Genomic DNA, 20,000 nt, shown 5'->3' on the forward strand with positions numbered 1-20,000 from the left:
TGTTAAACATGTTTCATAATAGCATACGTAAACAGCAGATGAGTAGTACGGCACCAAAAAGTACCTGTATTACTTTTTAGTATCTATATCACTTTAAAGTACGTACTTTTCATTATGTAAAATACATTTCATAATAGCATTTGTAAGAGTTGAGTGAGTCATGCAGTGTTAGAAATTACCTGTTAGTACCTGTACTTTAAAGTGAGTATTTTTATCATACATTTTGTCAGACGATGAAATGACATGTTTTCATTTTCACATCCATTCACAATGAATAAATAATTTTCAAATACATTTTAGGAGGATATCTATAATGAGTAAATTACTAAAAGAAAAAATCGGGTTTGGTACAGCACCACTAGGAAATATGTACCGTAATATCCCAGAGGAAGAAGCAATCGCTACAGTGGATGCTGCTTGGGAGAATGGCGTTCGTTACTTTGATACAGCTCCACTTTATGGATCTGGATTAGCGGAAATCCGTCTTGGTGAAGCACTGTCAAAAAGAAATCGTGATGATTACTTTTTAAGCACCAAAGTAGGTCGAACGATTTCAGATGAACTAGAAGATCCATCTGCACGTGATTTAGGTGAAAAAGGCGGACTTTTCGAATTTGGTCGCAAAAATAAAATGATCAATGACTATAGCGCAGACGCAACACTTCGTTCTATCGAGCAAAGTTTGAAACGTTTAAAAACAGATCGTCTAGACTTTGTTTTCATTCATGATTTAGCACAAGACTTTTATGGTGATGAGTGGATTTCACAATTTGAAACAGCTCGAACAGGAGCATTCCGTGCGCTAACACGTTTACGTGAAGAAGGAGTTATTAAGGGCTGGGGGCTTGGAGTAAACAAAGTAGAATCAATTGAACTTATGCTTGATTTAGAAGAAGCGAAACCAAATATATCCTTACTAGCTGGTCGCTATTCATTATTAGACCACGAACGTGCATTGCAACGAGTAATGCCTGCAGCTGTAAAGCATAATATGGATATTGTTGTTGGTGGCCCATATAGCTCAGGTATTCTTGCTGGAGGCGCTCACTTCGAATATCAAAAAGCATCGCCAGAAATTATTGCAAAGGTTGAGAAAATCAAAGCTCTTGCAGATCGTCACGACATCAGCATCAAAGCTGCTGCATTACAATTTTCACTAGCAAATCCAGCAGTTGCTGCCGTTGTTCCTGGTGCAAGTAAACCGGAACGAATTGTAGAAGACCAAAACGCCTTAAATACAGTAATTCCAGCAGCATTCTGGGAAGAAATGCGCGAACAAAAACTAGTAGCACCTAATGCACCACTACCAATCAACGTAAAATAATAATATAACTTTAATCAGTGGGAGCATCCCCCACTGATTATTTACCCGTAAATACCGTGATGAAAAGGAGCGTAATGAATATGGCACATACTACTACATCTATGGAAATTTTTGCTTCACCTGAACAAGTATGGCAATTAATCGGAGGTTTCAACTCCCTTCCAGACTGGTTACCTTATATACCTAGCAGTAAATTAACGGAAGGCGGTCGTGTACGTCATCTAGCTAACCCAGATGGCGATACAATTATAGAACGATTAGAAGTATTCAATGATAAAGAGCGCTACTACACGTATTCAATCATGAATGCACCGTTCCCAGTCACTAATTATTTATCTACAATCCAGGTTAAAGAAGGTACTGAAAGTAACACATCGTTAGTAGAGTGGTCTGGTACATTCACTCCTGTTGAGGTTAGTGATGAAGAGGCAATTAATCTGTTTCAAGGTATTTACAGTGATGGATTGAAAGCATTGCAGCAAGCATTTCTAGATTAATTCATGTAATTGATTGAGACGAAAAAGTAAATTAACAGTCAAATATTCGATTTTGTGGTTAAGTTCATTATGAAAGATAAACAAATACAAATTTCATGCACTCTTGTTAATCACACGAAATAAAAAATACTACCTCCAAATGGAAGGTAGTATTTTTTATTAATCAGGAAAAACAATTAATCCCTCTTCTTTTTCCTCCTGTTTTAAATCTTCTTCTGGGAAGGTTACAGTTGAATTTTTATCCCCTGTTCTTTTTGTTTCTTCACCTGGAAATACGAAAGTTGAATTTTCTTTTCCTTCATTTTTTTCTACGTTATCTGGAAATACCATAGGATCATTGGTAGTCAAATCACTATTAAAACCAAGGTTAGACAAAATCGCTTTTAAATCTGGTAAAACCCCTATTTTATCAGATGATGGGTTATTAGTCTTTGTGCCTGTATTAGGATTACTTAAAATTGCTCTCAATTCTTTTGGTGTATATGCCTTACCTAAATGTTCTTTAGCAATCCCTTGAATCGATACAGCAGCCCCAGCAATTATAGGCGAAGCGCTAGAAGTACCACGGAAATTAGAAGTATAACGATTAATTATGTTCTGATCTGTAACTTTTTGTCCTTTACTATTTTGATTTTGATATGTATCTAATGTATCAACATACTCTCCCCAACCATATACATCAATTCTACTACCATAGTTAGAGAAAGCTAAACGTTTATGAGGAACTCTTGCAGTAGATGCTCCCACTATAATAGCTCCTGAATCTTTAAAGTCTTGACTATTTCGATTTAAAATTTGCTTACCATTACGGTCTTTAAATTCATCTAAATCAATCCCACCATTACCAGCTGCTTCTACAATAATAATGCCTTTATCTGTACCTTTGCGAATTGCATTAAATATACTCGGGTATACTTCTACTGGTAAAGGGTCATCTCCATATCCATCATATTTAAAGGATTCTTCTATTAATAAAACATCTCCAGCCTGTAAAGAATCTACGGCACTTAAAATAGCATCTCTTACATCAATTCTCCCATTATCTCGGATTACTGAAATTACTTTTACCTTTGCTTTTGGTGCAATCCCAATGTTCCCAATCCCATTGTCAGCTGCAGAAACAACACCTAGAACTGAAGTACCGTGAGAAAGATCATTACTCATTTTTCCAGACATAAATTCAATATTTTGACCGACTAAATCTTCATGATTTAATAACCAGCCTTCTTCTAAATCTACAAAAGTTGCTCCCTGACCATTTCCTCCTTTAATTCCCCAAGCATAAGGAGCATTAATTCCTAAAGGTGCCTCTTCAAGATATCCCTGTCTTGAAAATCTAGGTTCATCATAAGGATTGACTGATAATACAGGCAATCTCGAACCAGTTGTTGTGTTTATACTCTTATTAGAACGAACTTGTATTTTACTAGAATCGTCATTAGCAGCATATACTGTATTTGTTACAAATGTCGTACCTATCCCAGCAAAAGTTGTAATTGCAAGTGATGATATCAACATACCTTTAAAATTTTTCATTTTTCCACCTCTATTTTTCTATTAGAAATAACATATTTAATAATGTGTATGAACTAAAAAACATTTTATCTTATTATAAAAATAAATAGATTTTATAACTTTTTGATTTACATAAAAACTCCCTTCATTCTTGTAATTCAATATGTACATCTCAAAACAACAAACTTACTGTAACTATTATAGTTACACCTTTATTAATTTTCAACTACGAAATATAAATTTTTAAAAATAAATTTATATTACTTTAAAACAGCACTAACCTTTTACCCACATAAAGTGAAACTTTAATCAGTGGGGTTTTGTTCATCCCCCACTGATTATTAGCCCTCACCAATCGGGCATTTACGGGCAGTTAATGCGGGATAAAAATGCCAAATATCTATCCAAATTACAGCAATCAATAAGTTTATGGACTACGAAAGAAATACGAAAAAGCAAAGCACTAAGTGCTTTGCTCCTTATAAAATCCCTTTTAACTTTTCACCAATTAACTTCGCTACATACTCATAACCTTCTGGCCCAAAGTGTAATCCATCTTTTTCATCATTTTCTACAAATCTTTTATAATCCCGTTCTTGAATCATTTCAGCGAATACGTTTAGAAAATAACTTCCTGTTTCCCTCGCCACTTTCTCCACCACGTCTGCATACTGACTAAGCACTCTATTTGTTCTATTACGCTGTCTTTCTTCATCAACTGGTGCAGGACTAATCAGTAGTACTTTATCTGATGAAACTTGGTTCACAATCTTCTCTAAGTTTTCTTTATATGCTTGTAATGACACTTGAGAAAAAGAAACTGCATCATTCGTACCAAGAAAAACTGTTACGAAATCTGGTTTATATGATATTACATCTTCTTCAATCCTATTTAACGCATCGAATGTATTATCACCTGGAACACCTGCATTCACTACTTTCCAGTTCGGAAACATCTCTTGCAAACGTGGTGTTAATCTCGGCATTCCATCAAAAAATGTTTCATCAGCTGTAATACTATCTCCAAAACATACTAACGTTTTCATTAAGCTACTCTCCTTTTACGTATGAAACAACTTTCCTTCTATTGCTTTTATATATCTGTCAGCAGAACGTTCAACTGCCTCATTTGCATTTTCTTTTACTACTCGATGAAAGGCGTTGTATAAACGATTAAACTGTAACGGCTTCACTCGATTCACCATTTCTTCCACTTTTCTCGCTGGTAGTGGAATTAAGTTTGGATAGCTGTACATGAAGCTTACCCACCGCTCATCTGCTACAACTTGAATAATATCACCTGTTAACAAAATTCCTTTTCCGTCATTACCTTCTTCCCAATGTAAGACAGATCCACCACTAAAATGTCCTCCAAGACGATGCACAGTAATCCCATCCGCTAATTGTAAAGACTCACCAGACCAGTAAATAATACGACTACTCGGACGCATCATCCACTCTTTATCATCTTCGTGTATATAAATTGGTACATCAAATGTCTCTGCCCATTCTACTTGCGTTGAATAATAATGAGGATGAGACAATGCAATCGCATCTAATCCGCCAAGCTCTTTTATTTTCATAATTGTCGTTTCATCTAAATACGTAATACAGTCCCACAGTAAACGATATGACTCTGTTTTCACCACAAATGCCGTTTGACCGATCGCAAATCCTGGTTTTGTCGTAATACTATAAAGTCCATTTTCCTCTTTGATTATTTCATTTTTATATGTATCATCTGTTTGCAAATTTTCTAAAGTCGTCCAAGACTGCCCTTTCGGATTCACATACTGCCTTTCTTCATCACAAATATGACAACTCACCGGTTCTTCTACACTCGCTGCATACTGCACGCCACACGTTGTACAAACGAAATTTTTCATCATAATTTCCCCTATTCCTATATTTTTATTAAGCTGACTTTTGTTGATAATAATCTGCTTTTTTATTTTCAATTATTAAACTTATAAAAGTAAGTAAATAGACAACTGTAACCGATAATGGAATTACAGTAAATCCTTTTTCGCTTCTGCAACATTCATCTCACTATCTCCCCAAAAATATTTGTACTATAAAGTCACCTCAACCTCACCCATCCAATAACGCCAAGCTTCTAAATAATCTTCTAAATCTTTCGGGTGGTGCCGTAAACATGTATCTATACGCAAATATAATCCTATGACTATTTCTTCATATAAATCACGGTCATTTTTATGAAATACACATTGTTTCATCGCATAACCAATCGTTTCTTTTGTTAAATCTTCCGGAGTTGAACAGAACGCATAAATTAAATCATATATAGGATCTCCTAACACTGGTAAAGGATCAATTACACCGTGCAGCTCATTCTCTTTAAATATAAAGTTATGAAATCCAAGATCACCATGCAATAAAAACGGCTGATTTATTCCAGCGTCCCTATTCGCTAACTTAAGAACCGTTCTATACTCTTCTTCACTTATGTAACGCCTTACATTTTCATGAGCTTCTATCACATTTGTTGTTAAAAATTCACTCCAAGATTGAACCTTATTTTCTTTCCATCCCCAGCCATCAACCTCTGTAGCTACTTCATACTCATTGATAACTTCTTTTACAAGTTTACAAAGAACACTCCGTTTATAGCCTAGTTTGCAAGAAGTTGTGCCCTCAAGGAATGAATAAACAATATAGCATTTAAAGGTTCCTTATATAAAAGCTTTGGAAATAATTCGTCCTTTTTATAAAACTGAAGAAAATAAGCTTCTTCACGTATGACATCCGATTCATTCAACTTTACAACGTATTGTTCATCTAACAAATATATAGTACTTGTCGTACCCCCGTTTAATGCTTTTACGCTATTTGGATAATGTGAAATAACTTTTTCCTTAACTAGTTGTGCAGTGATTATTGAAATGTCCATTCTCTCACCCTTTAACTCCGAATATTCCCTCAATTCAAAAGGCAACTTTACTATTATTTGACAAACGCAAGGGAAATCCTCCCAACCATCCTAATATAACAAACAATAATTTTATTTTATTACAATGGCTTTCTTCAATATTCCATTTATGGTAATGTGATTTTATCACTCTAAATGCTCCTCATATACTCTAATAATTTCTATTGCAGGGTCTCTGTCTTGTAGTTTATGAGCCAAACTTTCTACACCAAACACTTCTGTAAACGTATGACTGCCTACAATTAAATTAATCCCTTTAAATTTCGCATGTTGCACTGTATATAATGTTTTTTCACCTGTTATGTACGTGTCACACCCTTTTTCTAATGCACGTTCAATCAAATTTGTATTGTTTCCTGCACCGGTTAAAATCGCAATTCGTTTTACTGGTTTATCGTGATTTCTCCAGCTCTTCACTTTCTCTTCCATTTTTTCTTCAAGTTTTCCAACTAAGTTTGAAAAAGGAATCGCTTCTTTATATTCTCCTATTCCCGGTAGTTCTTCTTCCTCATACGTGGAATATTCCAGTATTGTATCTATCCCAATTCCGTTAAATAACGATGTACACGTGCCAAACTTTACAAAATCTAACGGCAAATGAACCCAAAAATGATTCATTTCATATTGCTTCAATTTCTCAATACAAGCCTCTTCCATACCAAATAAAAAACTCCACGGCGCATGATGTGTAACTATCATATCGACTCCATTTCTATACGCTTCTTCAATAGTTTCTAACGTTAAATTTGTTGTGTAACCGATTTTGTGAAATTCATCTTTACTTATATGAGTAAAACCATATTCATCATCGCCGTATTTATGAAGATGCTCTCCAAATAGTGATGTTATATGTTCGTTAAACTGCTGTATATTCATTTTATTTCTCCTTTCATTTACTTTTATATTTCAAAAATAAGGAAATACTAAATAAAAACGTTACATACATATAGGAGGGACATTATGAAACCTGAATTTTTAAAAGCTGTACATGATGCCATTGGAAACGTCGAACATATTCATATAGAAGAAAGCGGTGCTGACAGCTTACTTATCCATCATGATGATGCACAGCAATTACAACAAGTCGCTAAAACGCTAGAAAATAACAATTTTCGCTCTGCTTTAAGAACAACTGGAGATGCTTCGTATATTGAAGTGTTGAACAGATAGTGAAAGTCCGGATGTATGCCGGGCTTTCTTTTTTTACATTGAAACTTCAAACTCTTTCACATACACCGCTGTTCCAGCGATATCTATTTGTAACTTTTCGTTTTCTATCCCTTTCGTTACATAAACGGTTACACGACCATCTTTATTTATTTCCTGTCCTTGCTCAACGATTAAATCCAATTCATGTTCAAAATCTTTCTCTAAATACTCCGCATAATACGCTCCCATTACACCTGAAGCTGTTCCTGTCACTGGATCTTCAATCGTCCCAGCGTAAGCTGATGAAAAATGACGGCCGTGCATTTGTGCTAATTCATCATAAGTTTCTAGACAAATTGGGTGAATAGAAGCATTAGGTATTTCTTTTAATACTGATGGAAATGCAGCATTATTAGGTTTCATTCTCTCACACGCATCTAGATTTTTAATCGGTACAATTACAGTCCAATTCCCCGTACTTCCATATACAATCGGTAAACTTTCATCTAAATCATTTACTTCTAAACCAATACTATGAGCTAATTCTTCTTTTGAACCTGTAAATTCTTTAAACTGAGGTGCTGCCTGTCTCATTTTAATAAAGGTTTCTCCATTTTCATTTACACCTATTTGTATCGGTAAAATCCCAGCCTTCGTTTCAATCGTAAGGTTACTTTTCTCTTCTAATAAACCTTTTTCGCGCAAGGCATATATCGTCCCTACTGTCCCATGACCACATAAATTCATTTCAAAACCAGGTGTAAAATAGCGCATTCTTATATCTCCTACTTTTGAGGAAAGAACAAAAGTTGTTTCGTTATATCCAACTTTTTCAGCAATAATTTGCATTTCCTCTTCCGTTAATCCATCTGCTTCTAATACAATACCTGCTGGATTTCCCTTATTTGGTTTATTCGTAAATGCGTCGTAATGAAATACGTTTATAGTCTTCATTTTCTTTTCTCCTCATCTACTTTAAAAATTTTATAATAAAGCTCTGTCTCCGTTTTCATCGAACAATAATTTCTCCAAAATATCCTCTGCATCTTTTCATTTGAAGTATGCGTGCTTCCGATGTAATAAGTAGCCCCCATTTCCTTTAACATATGTAAAGATTGAAGATGCATATGAGAAGCAACTCCTTTCCCGCGATAATAAGGCATTACTCCAAAGTAAAATAATCGTCCTTCACTTTCTGTTCCAGTTTCTATATGCGGTATGGACATACCAATTGGCTCAGTTTTATCATAAAAAACAATACATGACTTTTCCCACCCCTTACCTAACTCTGTTTGCACGGAATAAAAATGTTCATCGATAGTTAAAATTGAAGTTTGATTCCCTGAACCCGACATACATTGTTCCCAAATATATTTAAATTCTTTTTCCGATAACGTTCCTTCTGCTATTGATCGATATGTATATTGTCTTTCAAGCTCTTCTACATTGTTCAATTCTCTACATACTTCTATCTTTGCGGCATACAAAGAAAAACCGACATCAAGTAACACTTTCACACTTGAGTTATAACTACTAAACCTTTTGTTTAATACAATACTTGCTCTTTTTAACTCCCAATTAAAACAAACCTCTTCAAATCTACTTATCTTTTCTTTATATGTTTGTACGTTATACAAAACATCTTCTTCTATTTCTTCAATCGTTACTGCATTTGGTAAGCCATTTAATACTTTTTTAGAAGGGCCAAATAGATTCTGAATGATTGCAAGATCGTATATCACCACTTCAATTCCCCTACACCAGGCTCAATAAACTTCCCTGAAATATCCTCATTTGAATCTATTACCCAATCATATATATTTTTTGCTCCTTCAGCGGGAGTCATATTCGCATCAAAGGCACCAATATCAGTTTTTAATTTTCCTGGGTGAATGGCAGTTACACGAATTCTTTTATTCTCAAACTCTTGTTGTAAGCAGAGTGTTAACATATTTTGTGCTGCTTTAGCAATTCGATATGAATATGAGAACTGGCCTTGCGGAAACTCTTTGTTCGCCATTTTATGTAATGATCCTAATCGAGAGGACACATTTACTATTCTCGGATGATCCGATTTAGCTAACGCCATATATGTACCTTTTACAGCCCGAATTACACCTAAGCAATGAATATTAAATAAATCCGTTAACTCTTCTGAATTTGTATGTAAAATCTCAGTCTCCTTCCCAGTAATGCCAGCGTTATTTATAACTAGATCAACATGCTCTGTATATTCCTCAAGCTGCTTCTCAATTTGCTCCGTACTCTCATCAACCGATAAGTCTGCCAATATAGGAAAACATCTACAACTATACATTTGCTTCAATTGCGTTACCGCAACCTCAGTTCTAACTAACGGATAAACGATATGCCCCTTTTCATGAAATACTTTTACTAACTGTAACCCTAATCCCCGATTTCCACCTGTAATAACCACTCTCATATATTCATCTCCTTATTTTTATAATAAATAAGAAAATCCATCCACTTACCATTCTCTAATGAAAACGCTTCTCTCTTGCATTCAAATGAAAAGCCTGCTCTTTCCGCAAGACGTACTGATGGCTCATTATCAACACGTATATGTAATTCGATTCTATGAAAATCAAGGCTATTAAAAAATAACGGTAACGTAGCGTTTACACTTTCCACCCCATATCCATTTCTCCAATATTGATTATGAATAGAGTAGCCCATCATTGCCCATTGATAGTCCATACGTAAAATTTTTATTAGCTCTAGCTTTCCAATATTAGCCCCATCTTCTTTACGAAAAATACCTAATACATACATCTCATCTCGATGCGCTGCTTCATCAAAACCCCTTATCCATTCCGTGAACCATTCTTTTGTTGATGATGCCATAACTTGATAGCCATCATCATATTTATACCGCGATGGCAGTCTCTTATTAAATCCATCTAACCAACTTTCGTAATCATCTTTTTGAAATGGACGGATAATGAGTCTATCCGTCTCTACTTCTAATAACGGTAGCTTCATTTAATTTCATCCCTCGAATTATTAATTGAATATTCTTTATTATCTTACACAAAATACAAAATCTAGTAAATTATTATGTTTTTGATACATAAAAACCCAGTCATGCTTTATACATAACTGGGTTCTCCATCGTTTCATAATTTTCTATTTCACAAGAACTACATCTCGTAATTCCCTCTTCAACACTTTTCCTAAAGCGTTTTTCGGTAACTCATCTATGAATACCACTTCTGGTATTTTGTAACTGGCTAATTTCTGTTTACAATACTGAGTAATACTTTCTTCTGTTAATATTGTTTCGCTATCCTTCACAATGAAAGCTCTTGGAACCTCTCCCCAAAAGTCATCTAGAACTCCAACTACTGCAACTTCTAAAACACCATGTATTTCATGAATAACATCTTCTACTTGATCTGGATATACATTGTCACCACCGCGTATAATAACGTCTTTATATCTTCCCATAATATGCAGGAATCCATCGTCATCTATCATGCCAGCATCACCCATGTTAAACCAGTTATCTTTTACTACCTTCTTTGTCGCCTTTTCATTATTCCAATACCCTTTAAACATGTATGGACTTTTCACATGAATCTCTCCAACTTCATTTGTTGTTAGTTCATGTCCTGTTTCCGGATGAACAATTTTCACCTCTACATTTTTCAAGGTTTTTCCTACAGAAGACATCTTTTCTTTTCCCATCATTGGATGCCATGAGGTTATAACCCAACCTTCTGTACTACCATAACCTTGCACCATATATATTCCTTTTTCCATATATTTTTGAATGAGTGTTTCTGGCACTTTTGTACCACCGCTTTGTGCTACTTTAAAGGTTGAAATATTACGTTCTTTTTTATTTAATTCATCAAGCATGTAACTATAAACAGCTGGGAACGCAAGCATCGTAGTAATTTTCTCTTCTTCAATCTTATCCCAAATAAGAGCAGGATTCGAATCAGCTAAGAAAATCATCGTAACGCCATGATAAATACAATTTAAAATAGAAAGCACGCCACTCATATGGAACAATGGATGCACAGATAAAAAGCGTTCACCTGCTGGGATTTCTCTTTGTCCTGCAATTTCAGCAAAATAGTGATGTAAGTTTTTATGTCCAATTACACATGCTTTCGCCTGTCCAGTCGTTCCTGAAGTAAATAAGTAAATGGCATCGTCTTCTTCATGAACTTCTACGTTCGGTTCTGTCGTTGGCTGTTTTTGCAACTCTAATTCAAATGAACCAAAGTCTTCTTTTGTCGTTTGAATTATATAAGGAATTTCTTTAACAGCATCAACCTTTAATAACACTTCACTAAATTCTTCATCAATAACTAACACTTTTAATTTCGCTTCTTTTACAATCGTTTCTAATTCATATACAGTAAGCTGATGATTTAGCGGAATAAATACCGCTCCAATTTTTAAACTTGCCATCATAACGCTTGGAAATGGGTGATTATTTTTGCATAGTATTCCTATACGCTCTCCTCTTTGCACACCATTATGTAATAAATAATGTGCAAGCTGATTTACTCGTTCATTATATTGCTGAAACGAATATCTTTTCTTCCCCCCTACAAGCGCTTCCAAATTTGGTGATTGTATTGCTCTTTTTTGTAGTAATTTTTGCATCGTTCTCAAGTAAAACTCCCCTTTATATATGTTAGGTTTTTTATTTTACCAGATTAACTATTAATTTACTAAAGATTACACTTAGTGAATATAAGAAAAATATAAAATAGCCATTTACTTCACAAGTAAATGGCTATTTTTTATTATATATTAGAATACTTCTTGTTCATCACATATTGCACATACTCAGGTGCACTTTTATTAATCTCTTCATCACTTAGTTTATATTCTGCACCATATAAATAAAAGGAAGGTATAAATTCCATACCTGTATATAGGCATGTAGCTTGGAATGGTTTCGTCAACTCATCCATTGTAATCCCACTATTTTCATAGTCTTTTTCTAATCCACCTATAGAAATAGCTACACCAAATTCTTTCCCCTTCACTTTATCTCCTTGTGATCCGTACGCAAATCCATATGTTAATACATCATCGAACCATTTTTTTAATAATGGTGGTGTGCTGTACCAGTAAAGCGGAAATTGAAATATATATCTGTCATGTTCTACTAATAACTTTTGCTCTTCTTCAATATTAAACTCCCAATCGGGTGCCACCTTATATAATTCATGCACCGTAATTTCATCTGAATGTTTCTCAAGTTCTTCTATCCATCTTTTATTAATTTTTGATTTTTCAATATGAGGGTGTGCTACAATTACAAGTGTTCTCATCATTTTCCAGCCCCTTTATAAATTAATCAATCCTTTACGTATTAGTATGAATGAGTTACATATAATTGAAAAGTACGTACTTTCAGGTACTATAGGAACCTTGAAGTACCTTTGGAGGTGTTATATGAATCAAAATGATAATTGCCCAATTGCAACAACACTCGATGTAATCGGTGGAAAATGGAAAGTTCATATTTTATGTATTTTGTCGGATGGAAAAATGCGAACAAATGAAATTAAACGAGAAATCCCAAACATTACACAAAAGGTTCTTACACAACAACTTCGGCAACTTGAAGCTGATGGGATTATCTATCGTACCGTATATCAAGAAGTACCACCAAAGGTTGAGTACACACTAAGTGAATACGGAAAATCTTTAATGCAAATAATGAATAATCTGTTTGAATGGGGAAAAGATCATCAAATTAAAAGATTACATGACTAAAAAAGCACTATATACTTTGTTTAATCCTCTACGTTCATATTTTTTATTTCTATAAAGTTTATTTTCATCATTTTTTAGCTAACTTGTTTTCTTAGATTGATGGACGTGACCCCACATCCATCAATCTAAAAAGATACAATTAGAAAAATGAGATTTCTATAAAGTTTCGCATATAAACACTACTTCCGCCTCATTAAGCGCTCGCTCTACTTTTTCTAATCTCAATTGTACGTAAGCTATAAAGAGGCACCCCTAAACCGAGAATTTTTTCATTATTAGACGCATTAGAACCTAAGGTAATAGTAGGTACATTTAAACCCATAAACCTTTCACTCCATTCTATAGGCATATAAAAAGATACTCCTTAAAAATAAAAAACGCTATTCTCTCTGTAAAATCATAGAAAAGAATAGCGTTTTTTATTTTGAAATAGAAGTCATTATTTAAACTAAACATGCTAATATTGATTTTGTGCGATTGTCAGTTACCTCATAATAAATTTCTAATCCTTTCCGAGTACCTGTAACCATTTTAGCAGCTTTTAATTTAGATAAATGTTGACTAATTGTACTTTGAGGCATTTGTAAATCCCCATACATTGTTGTTACATTAGTAGGACCTTTTGCAAGCATTATTTTTACTAAAGATAGACGAACTGGATGCGCCAATACCTTTAACACCTCAGCGATTTCTTGAAACATTTCTTTTTTTTCTTTCATCTTATTTCTCCCCTTTTATATACATATTTATGTTATCCATATATATAATTCGAAGGTATATGCGTTTTTGTGTCCGTCATTTTAAAAAAATATAAAAAAACTTTAATCCGAAACTAAAGGATTAGCTTAACATACTGTCTCACTATTCATAATGAATAGGAATCTCGTTATAGAAGCAGCAGTTTTTATGCTACAACTCTACATTCAACTAACTAAAACTAATGAAAAAAAGAGCAGATAGTCCGCTCTTTTATGATGCCTCCTTATGTTCCGTGGAATGTTTAACACTCCCCAGTCTCTTTAGTTTATTCCACCCTACCGCTACTCCTCGAAGCGATGAGAATATAGATTTAATGACAACATAAGTCATAAATTGACGATAAATAAAACGTTGTAAAATTAACCATACTAATGGTTTCGGATTTTCTTCCTCTAATTTAAATGCGAACAGAGAAGCGAAAAGATCCATTAAAAAGAATACAAAATAAAATCCTAAAACTTTTACCGGATTACTACTAAATAGTCCTATAATCATTAATATATCTGCAAAAGGAGCAATGAATTGCAGAACATATTGGAATAACCACATGTTAGGCAGTGCAATAAACCCTAACGTTTTATGTTTTGAATTACACAACGCTTTTCGATGTTTCCAAAGACATTGAAGTGTACCGTATGACCAACGATATCGCTGTTTAATGAGACTTTTCACATCCTCAGGTGATTCCGTAAAAGCATGCGCTTTTTCTTCATATACAATTCTATGCCCTTGACGTAAAAATGTAATAGTAAGATCGGTATCTTCTGCTAATGTATCTTCGCTTAAATATCCAGATTCAACTACATTCTTCTTGCGCCACGCCCCAATAGCTCCTGGAACGACTGTAATACAATTTAACTCATCAAAAGCTCTACGTTCTAAATTAAACCCTGTAATATACTCAACATGTTGCCAAGTAGTTAACAAATTCCGTCTATTCCCCACTTTGACATTACCTGAAACTGCAGCTACATTCTGATCTTCAAAGTGTCTAACCATTAAAGAAATAGCGTCTTGCGCAATAATAGTATCCGCATCTAAAGTGACAATGATTTCTCCTCGCGATTGTTGAAACCCTAGGTTCATTGCCGATGATTTCCCGCCATTTTCTTTCTGAATGAAACGAACTTTAGGGTGTTTATAAAATGTTTCTTTCATTACTTTTGACGTACCATCTGTCGATCCGTCATCCACAACAATAACTTCAAATTCTCTATAATTACTATTCAAAATTGAGTGAATCGTCTTGGCTATCACCTTTTCTTCATTATATGCCGCTATGACAACACTAACAAAAGGTTGATAAGACGAATTAATATAGCGAGATAACGTTTTTCTTTTCTGCTTCCATGCAAAATAAATTAAGAATAAAAATCGAAAAATCCCTAATCCAATAGCAATATAAAAAATAGTAGTTAATATATGTTTAAAGTATCCCGCTCCTGAAAAGACAGCTTTATTGTAAAGTAAATATTGCTTCCCCTCAGAAGAAACAGGAGGCATAATTTCATCTCGTTCTTTATTCATTAAATCTGAAATTGTTACAAAACTATATCCATGCTTTTTTAGGTCTTTAATAATGATTGGGAGCGCCTCTACTGTATGTGTACGATTCCCTCCCGCATCATGGAGAAGAATAATATTTCCCTCTCCCTTATAAATGGGATTAAGAGCACGCTTTACTAATTCATTTGTTGATGGTGTTGCCCAGTCTTCGGGATCAACTTTTTCCGCTACCATTGTATAGTTCATATTTTGTGCACGTAAAATAGGCAATATTTCATTTGATGAATCCGGGTTAGCATCCGCTTCATATGGCGGTCTAAATAAAACCGTAGAATGTCCAGTTACTTCCTGAATTAAACGTTGCGTCGTATTAAGTTCTACTTTCGTTCGTAGTAAAGACGTATCAGCTATGTTAGGATGCTTGAAAGTATGATTGCCAATTTCATGCCCTTCATCGTATATTCTTTTTACAATACTAGTATTTAGTTGTGCGTTTTCACCAAGTACAAAAAAAGCAGCTTTTATTTGATTCTCTTTTAATATATCTAAAATTTCTGGCGTATATTTCGGGTCTGGTCCATCATCAAATGTTAATACTACTTGTTTCCCATTTGGTTTTCCATATCGTTGCACTTCATATGCAGATGGTAAGGATTGATATACTTCATCTGTAAGGTAACCATTTTTGCCTACTTTAAAATCTCTCAATCCATTTTTTCTTTCATTCTCAATCTGTAAAATTTCACCTTGTCCAGAATAATTTACTTCATCTAAACTATTGATTTTATGTAATACATTAGGATTTTTTTGTACCTCAATCGGATTTTTTAAAACTTTCCATATTGTAGGATCTTCTGCTCCTAATCTCCATAGCGCAAATCCATTTGCATTATTGTCCATTGCGATTTTCACTTGATTATAGAGAGTAACGCCATCTAAGAACCAAGCAGTATGTTCTTTCTCTCCTGTTTTATATCTAAAATAAGGGTTCCCACTACTCTTATCCCATTGAATTTTCATATTTGAACCTTGAGCCATTGCCATAACTTCTGAAAAAGTTAATGATTTCGCTGGTTCTTTACTATTCACTTCCCAATCATATCCATAGTTACCGAAAGCAACTATAAGTTTATTAGACGGAATATTCAGTTCTTTCAATGTATGTTGGAACCACTTATTTGAAGCAATTGGTCCTGGTTCCCCGGCTCCATAGTGCTCATCGTACATCATTACAATCATTCGATCTATTATTTTTGCTAACGCACTATACTCAAAAGCCTTATCATTAGCTGGAACATCTTGTGTAACGAGCAAATCATGTTCATGAAATTCCGTAGTAAGTTCTTTCATAAAATTTGTTAAGTTTTCTCTATCACTTTCAGGTACGGCCTCAAAGTCAATATTAATTCCTGAAAAATGATTCTTTTTAACTTGGCTTACTAAATCATTAATAAACTTTGTCTTTACATCATTTGAGGAATTCAGTAACTTATGAATTAGCCCACTATCAGGACCAGAAGCTTCCTCAGTATAGTTAGTAAGCAAAGGCATAATCTTCACTTGATTTTTTTCTGCCAACTTTACTATCTCAGGTTTGATCTCACTTCTAATCGTTAAATCTGCTTTTAAATGATACCACTCTGGTACTAACGTAGTTAAGGAATCGATATTTTCTTTTAAAGAAGCGGTACTATTTTCATCCCAGTTTACGTAAAAACCATACACTTCTTTAGGTTGTTTACTATCCTTCGGCGGATTCACCAAATTTTTATTATCCTTCGTTTCGGTATTTGGGTTAAATTCTTCCTTCTTTAACTGCTGATCACTAAGTTTTTGATTAATTGGTACAAGTTTAGTATCTTGTTGTACAGCGGTATTCATATTTGGAATTTCTGGTGTTGAAAAAATACTTTGAAAGAAAAAATAGAATACAACACCTACACTAACTATTGAAATACATAGAAACGAAATAAAGGCTATGTTTCTCCTTCCTTTCGGATCATAAAAAACAGGTTTTTCTTTATCTTTTTCTTGTTGAATGTTTTTCTCCATTATATTTTTCACATACTCCTTCTTAATAGAACTATAGAATAATAAAGTGCAACTTTAATCAGCCCTCACCAATCGGGCATTTACGGGCAGCCCGATCCCCACCTAACTTCTTTGCTTCCGCTGAATTTTGAGATGGAGGTCTTACTGCCCGGCAAATAGCGGGATAAATCCTTTTAGCTTTGAAATGAATCTCTCACTTCCATATTCTATTGATTCTTCTTTTCATTCCCTTGCTGGTGGCCTCTATTTTCTTGTTGAGACCCCCTACCGTTGTTCCCTTGCTCGTTTCCGTCATTTTCTTTCTGGGATCCTCTTCCATTGTTCCCTTGCTGATTCCCGTTATTTCCTTGTTGAGGATCTCTTCCATTGTTCCCTTGCCCATTTCCATTATTTCCTTGTTGTGATTCTCTTCCGTTGTTCCCTTGCTCGTTCCCATTATTTCCTTGTTGAGACCCTCTTCCGTTGTTCCCTTGTCCATTTCCATTATTCCCTTGTTGTGATCCTCTTCCGTTGTTCCCTTGCTGATTCCCATTATTTCCTTGTTGTGATTCTCTACTGTTATTCTCCTGTTGATTCCCATTATTTCCTTGTTGTGATTCTCTACTGTTATTCTCCTGTTGATTCCCTCTATTTTCTTGCTGAGATCCTCTTCCATTGTTTTCTTTTATTTGCTTCGATGGCTCTCCCTCTGTTTTCTTTTGTTCTTTCTGCTCTTGCTTTTCATATTTTTTTTCTTTTACAGGAGATAAATCCATTGATGCATCAGGAGATGACTCCGGCTGTGATTGCACCTCTTCTTCATTTTCCACCGGATTAGGCGGCGTGGCAGGAGGAGTAAGCGATTTGTTTTTCTCATTCTCTTGCTTTATATAGACACCTGTGCCAATTCCAGCTTTTCTAGCATTCTCTCGTACTTGCATCGTGCTACTTTGATATTCAACTGTAATATGTTTTAACTCATATTCTTTCTTTAATTCTTTCATTGCCTTTTCCAAAAGTGGTTCTAGTGCCTTGTCCTTTGCAACAGCTGTTAGCATAACTTGCTTATCATTCGTTAAATACTTATCCTCTTGACTTTGCTTTATAATAGTCCGTATTACTTCTTGTAATTGTTTATTTTCCCATTGCTTCAATTCTTTTAAAATACGCCTTCCATCATCATTACAAGCCTGTAAATCTATAACACGAAAATCCTTCGTTACGCTCACCTCTAAACTTGGATTTATATCAACTGAGACGTAAGCAAATACTTTTTCTTCTGGTTGGTTGTAGAAAAACAGCACTGCAAATAGAAAACAAGCAACAAGTATTGATGCAGGTTTTAAAAAGGAAGGGATCGAAAAATGCGATGCTTTTTGTTCTTGCTCATCAAATGAGATTTCCTCCCCGATCATGCAAGAATCCCCTTTTCTTTTACACGTAATAAACTCTCCATTTGGTGTTAAAACAACTACGCTATGCTTTTTTATATCCATCACAATTCCTTTATTCATCATGCTTTTCCCCTCTTATGTAATCCAGAATATATGTATAGTTGTTTGCAAAAATAATACACATTGCAATAATGTATTTTCTATGTCGTTCCAACGTTTTACGACTTACCCTAACACGCGGTTCAATATGTTTAAGCGGTAACTTTTTCTTTCGGAACAGCTCTTCCATCATTTCCTCTTCTTTTATAATAATTTTTACAATTTCTATTAAGTGCTCACGCGTATCACGATGCTTAGGAGATTCTTTAGCAAGCTCTGAGAATGTGATTTTAAACTCAGCTAGCACACTTTGAAAATGAAGAATTTCCTCCTTACGGTTACTATTTTCCATCTCTTTCATATACTCCGTAAGCGACACTTGCATTTCTAACATTTCCTCTTGCTCATCTTCTTTTAAAAAGACAAAGTTATGTTTAGACTCCTTACGTATATAGTCAATTACATCTCTTTTTATAAGAAGATCAGCAAACGCTAAAAAGGATTTTCCTTTTGTATAGGAATACTGTTCAATTGCTTCGTTAAATGCAAACAATCCAATGCTATATTCATCATCCTGTTCTGTAATATATCGGCGGCAGACAGATGAGATTGATTTTCTAATAAAAGGCTGATACTGTACGATAAACGCTTCTTTATCTTCTTCGTTGTTTTGTATGTTACATACGATATCTTCTATTTTCGGTTTTCTTAAGATCTTCATTACTAAACTCAACACTTGTAATCTCCCAGCCTCCTTCAAATAGCAAAATGGCCACTACACAAGTGACCATTTAACCAGATTTTCTTGGTACTTTTCTTCGGTCTTGTTTTCTTGCTGTTAGTTATATTTTTAGAGTCTAACGTTTTCTTAATGATTTTTCCTTTTCTCTCGGCACTACAGTTAGGTTTGTATTTTTATCTACTTTCTTATTTTCTACCGTTCGTTTTGCTTATTCTTTTTCTATTTTATCTGCAATCCTTGAATAACTCTCCTCTATACCATTGGTAAT

Annotated in this window: 19 protein-coding genes and 2 pseudogenes; 4 read left to right on the forward strand and 17 right to left on the reverse strand. The window is 34.5% G+C overall.

Annotated features, from left to right (window positions below):
* Positions 1-313 precede the first annotated feature (313 nt).
* Positions 314-1,324, forward strand: coding sequence for an aldo/keto reductase (locus GD442_RS16100; protein WP_000040529.1), 1,011 nt, complete (start codon positions 314-316; stop codon positions 1,322-1,324).
* Positions 1,325-1,404: 80 nt separating this feature from the next.
* Complete coding sequence (locus GD442_RS16105) at positions 1,405-1,821, forward strand: SRPBCC family protein (RefSeq protein WP_000951512.1); 417 nt, start codon at positions 1,405-1,407, stop codon at positions 1,819-1,821.
* A gap of 159 nt (positions 1,822-1,980) precedes the next feature.
* Here GD442_RS16105 and GD442_RS16110 read toward each other — a convergent pair whose 3' ends face one another.
* From GD442_RS16110 to GD442_RS16130, 6 genes and pseudogenes are all read right to left on the reverse strand, one after another.
* Positions 1,981-3,357, reverse strand: a complete 1,377-nt coding sequence (locus GD442_RS16110) for a S8 family peptidase (RefSeq protein WP_000787684.1) — start codon at positions 3,355-3,357, stop codon at positions 1,981-1,983.
* A 458-nt stretch (positions 3,358-3,815) separates the two neighbouring features.
* Positions 3,816-4,382 (reverse strand): SGNH/GDSL hydrolase family protein, encoded by a 567-nt coding sequence (locus GD442_RS16115; protein WP_000855207.1) that lies wholly within the window; start codon positions 4,380-4,382, stop codon positions 3,816-3,818.
* 15 nt (positions 4,383-4,397) lie between these two features.
* A complete protein-coding gene (locus tag GD442_RS16120; RefSeq protein ID WP_002041548.1) occupies positions 4,398-5,225 on the reverse strand; it encodes an MBL fold metallo-hydrolase in 828 nt (275 codons plus the stop codon).
* Between the two features lie 25 nt (positions 5,226-5,250).
* A pseudogene (locus GD442_RS28525) lies at positions 5,251-5,367 on the reverse strand (DUF7010 family protein); the annotation flags it as partial.
* A 41-nt stretch (positions 5,368-5,408) separates the two neighbouring features.
* Positions 5,409-6,247, reverse strand: a pseudogene (locus GD442_RS16125) (phosphotransferase).
* A gap of 165 nt (positions 6,248-6,412) precedes the next feature.
* Positions 6,413-7,162 carry a Nif3-like dinuclear metal center hexameric protein gene (locus GD442_RS16130; protein ID WP_001025675.1) on the reverse strand — a complete coding sequence of 250 codons (750 nt, stop codon included), beginning with the start codon at positions 7,160-7,162 and terminating at the stop codon, positions 6,413-6,415.
* Between the two features lie 84 nt (positions 7,163-7,246).
* On the opposite strand from GD442_RS16130, the gene GD442_RS16135 reads away from it, so the two are divergent.
* Entirely contained in the window at positions 7,247-7,456 is a 210-nt protein-coding gene (locus GD442_RS16135; RefSeq protein ID WP_000801653.1) for a hypothetical protein, read from the forward strand.
* 33 nt (positions 7,457-7,489) lie between these two features.
* Here the strand turns inward: GD442_RS16135 and GD442_RS16140 are convergent, their stop codons facing one another.
* The 6 genes from GD442_RS16140 to GD442_RS16165 all read right to left on the reverse strand — a co-directional run bounded on the left by GD442_RS16140 (position 7,490) and on the right by GD442_RS16165 (position 12,753).
* Positions 7,490-8,389 (reverse strand): PhzF family phenazine biosynthesis isomerase, encoded by a 900-nt coding sequence (locus GD442_RS16140; RefSeq protein WP_000849330.1) that lies wholly within the window; start codon positions 8,387-8,389, stop codon positions 7,490-7,492.
* The gene (locus GD442_RS16145) at positions 8,386-9,177 is read right to left on the reverse strand and encodes a GNAT family N-acetyltransferase (RefSeq protein WP_000638687.1); all 792 of its coding nucleotides are present in this window, start codon (positions 9,175-9,177) and stop codon (positions 8,386-8,388) included. The genes GD442_RS16140 and GD442_RS16145 overlap by 4 nt, the downstream gene beginning before the upstream one ends.
* Positions 9,174-9,878, reverse strand: a complete 705-nt coding sequence (locus GD442_RS16150; protein ID WP_001266945.1) for an SDR family NAD(P)-dependent oxidoreductase — start codon at positions 9,876-9,878, stop codon at positions 9,174-9,176. The genes GD442_RS16145 and GD442_RS16150 overlap by 4 nt, the downstream gene beginning before the upstream one ends.
* Positions 9,875-10,438 (reverse strand): GNAT family N-acetyltransferase, encoded by a 564-nt coding sequence (locus GD442_RS16155; RefSeq protein ID WP_000775344.1) that lies wholly within the window; start codon positions 10,436-10,438, stop codon positions 9,875-9,877. Before GD442_RS16155 ends, GD442_RS16150 begins: the two co-directional genes overlap by 4 nt.
* A gap of 144 nt (positions 10,439-10,582) precedes the next feature.
* Positions 10,583-12,085 (reverse strand): class I adenylate-forming enzyme family protein, encoded by a 1,503-nt coding sequence (locus GD442_RS16160; RefSeq protein ID WP_001259937.1) that lies wholly within the window; start codon positions 12,083-12,085, stop codon positions 10,583-10,585.
* A gap of 134 nt (positions 12,086-12,219) precedes the next feature.
* Positions 12,220-12,753 (reverse strand): NAD(P)H-dependent oxidoreductase, encoded by a 534-nt coding sequence (locus tag GD442_RS16165; protein WP_033666606.1) that lies wholly within the window; start codon positions 12,751-12,753, stop codon positions 12,220-12,222.
* Positions 12,754-12,877: 124 nt separating this feature from the next.
* Here GD442_RS16165 and GD442_RS16170 point away from each other — a divergent pair, with 124 nt between their 5' ends.
* Positions 12,878-13,201 carry a winged helix-turn-helix transcriptional regulator gene (locus GD442_RS16170; protein ID WP_001072982.1) on the forward strand — a complete coding sequence of 108 codons (324 nt, stop codon included), beginning with the start codon at positions 12,878-12,880 and terminating at the stop codon, positions 13,199-13,201.
* 193 nt (positions 13,202-13,394) lie between these two features.
* Here GD442_RS16170 and GD442_RS27810 read toward each other — a convergent pair whose 3' ends face one another.
* From GD442_RS27810 to sigI, 5 genes are all read right to left on the reverse strand, one after another.
* The gene (locus GD442_RS27810) at positions 13,395-13,550 is read right to left on the reverse strand and encodes a hypothetical protein (RefSeq protein WP_033666297.1); all 156 of its coding nucleotides are present in this window, start codon (positions 13,548-13,550) and stop codon (positions 13,395-13,397) included.
* Between the two features lie 94 nt (positions 13,551-13,644).
* The gene (locus GD442_RS16175) at positions 13,645-13,920 is read right to left on the reverse strand and encodes an ArsR/SmtB family transcription factor (protein ID WP_000660066.1); all 276 of its coding nucleotides are present in this window, start codon (positions 13,918-13,920) and stop codon (positions 13,645-13,647) included.
* Positions 13,921-14,170: 250 nt separating this feature from the next.
* Positions 14,171-17,518 carry a trifunctional glycoside hydrolase family 18/polysaccharide deacetylase/glycosyltransferase family 2 protein gene (locus tag GD442_RS16180; RefSeq protein ID WP_086407705.1) on the reverse strand — a complete coding sequence of 1,116 codons (3,348 nt, stop codon included), beginning with the start codon at positions 17,516-17,518 and terminating at the stop codon, positions 14,171-14,173.
* A gap of 206 nt (positions 17,519-17,724) precedes the next feature.
* Complete coding sequence (locus GD442_RS16185) at positions 17,725-19,014, reverse strand: anti-sigma factor domain-containing protein (protein ID WP_033666298.1); 1,290 nt, start codon at positions 19,012-19,014, stop codon at positions 17,725-17,727.
* Positions 19,004-19,726 carry an RNA polymerase sigma factor SigI gene (sigI, locus tag GD442_RS16190; RefSeq protein WP_002082432.1) on the reverse strand — a complete coding sequence of 241 codons (723 nt, stop codon included), beginning with the start codon at positions 19,724-19,726 and terminating at the stop codon, positions 19,004-19,006. The genes GD442_RS16185 and sigI overlap by 11 nt, the downstream gene beginning before the upstream one ends.
* Positions 19,727-20,000: the final 274 nt, after the last annotated feature.

The sequence above is a fragment of the Bacillus sp. A260 genome, assembly GCF_009861435.1.
Classification (GTDB): Bacteria; Bacillota; Bacilli; order Bacillales; family Bacillaceae_G; genus Bacillus_A; species Bacillus_A cereus.

Coding starts and splice junctions, on each gene's coding strand:
- GD442_RS16135 (WP_000801653.1), top strand. CDS start 7,247: ATGAAACCTGAATTTTTAAAAGCTGTACATGATGCCATTGGAAACGTC.
- GD442_RS16155 (WP_000775344.1), bottom strand. CDS start 10,438: ATGAAGCTACCGTTATTAGAAGTAGAGACGGATAGACTCATTATCCGT.
- GD442_RS16150 (WP_001266945.1), bottom strand. CDS start 9,878: ATGAGAGTGGTTATTACAGGTGGAAATCGGGGATTAGGGTTACAGTTA.
- GD442_RS16110 (WP_000787684.1), bottom strand. CDS start 3,357: ATGAAAAATTTTAAAGGTATGTTGATATCATCACTTGCAATTACAACT.
- GD442_RS16175 (WP_000660066.1), bottom strand. CDS start 13,920: ATGAAAGAAAAAAAAGAAATGTTTCAAGAAATCGCTGAGGTGTTAAAG.
- GD442_RS16105 (WP_000951512.1), top strand. CDS start 1,405: ATGGCACATACTACTACATCTATGGAAATTTTTGCTTCACCTGAACAA.
- GD442_RS16185 (WP_033666298.1), bottom strand. CDS start 19,014: ATGATGAATAAAGGAATTGTGATGGATATAAAAAAGCATAGCGTAGTT.
- GD442_RS16115 (WP_000855207.1), bottom strand. CDS start 4,382: ATGAAAACGTTAGTATGTTTTGGAGATAGTATTACAGCTGATGAAACA.
- GD442_RS16140 (WP_000849330.1), bottom strand. CDS start 8,389: ATGAAGACTATAAACGTATTTCATTACGACGCATTTACGAATAAACCA.
- GD442_RS16180 (WP_086407705.1), bottom strand. CDS start 17,518: ATGGAGAAAAACATTCAACAAGAAAAAGATAAAGAAAAACCTGTTTTT.
- GD442_RS16120 (WP_002041548.1), bottom strand. CDS start 5,225: ATGATGAAAAATTTCGTTTGTACAACGTGTGGCGTGCAGTATGCAGCG.
- GD442_RS27810 (WP_033666297.1), bottom strand. CDS start 13,550: ATGCCTATAGAATGGAGTGAAAGGTTTATGGGTTTAAATGTACCTACT.
- GD442_RS16130 (WP_001025675.1), bottom strand. CDS start 7,162: ATGAATATACAGCAGTTTAACGAACATATAACATCACTATTTGGAGAG.
- GD442_RS16165 (WP_033666606.1), bottom strand. CDS start 12,753: ATGAGAACACTTGTAATTGTAGCACACCCTCATATTGAAAAATCAAAA.
- GD442_RS16170 (WP_001072982.1), top strand. CDS start 12,878: ATGAATCAAAATGATAATTGCCCAATTGCAACAACACTCGATGTAATC.
- GD442_RS16100 (WP_000040529.1), top strand. CDS start 314: ATGAGTAAATTACTAAAAGAAAAAATCGGGTTTGGTACAGCACCACTA.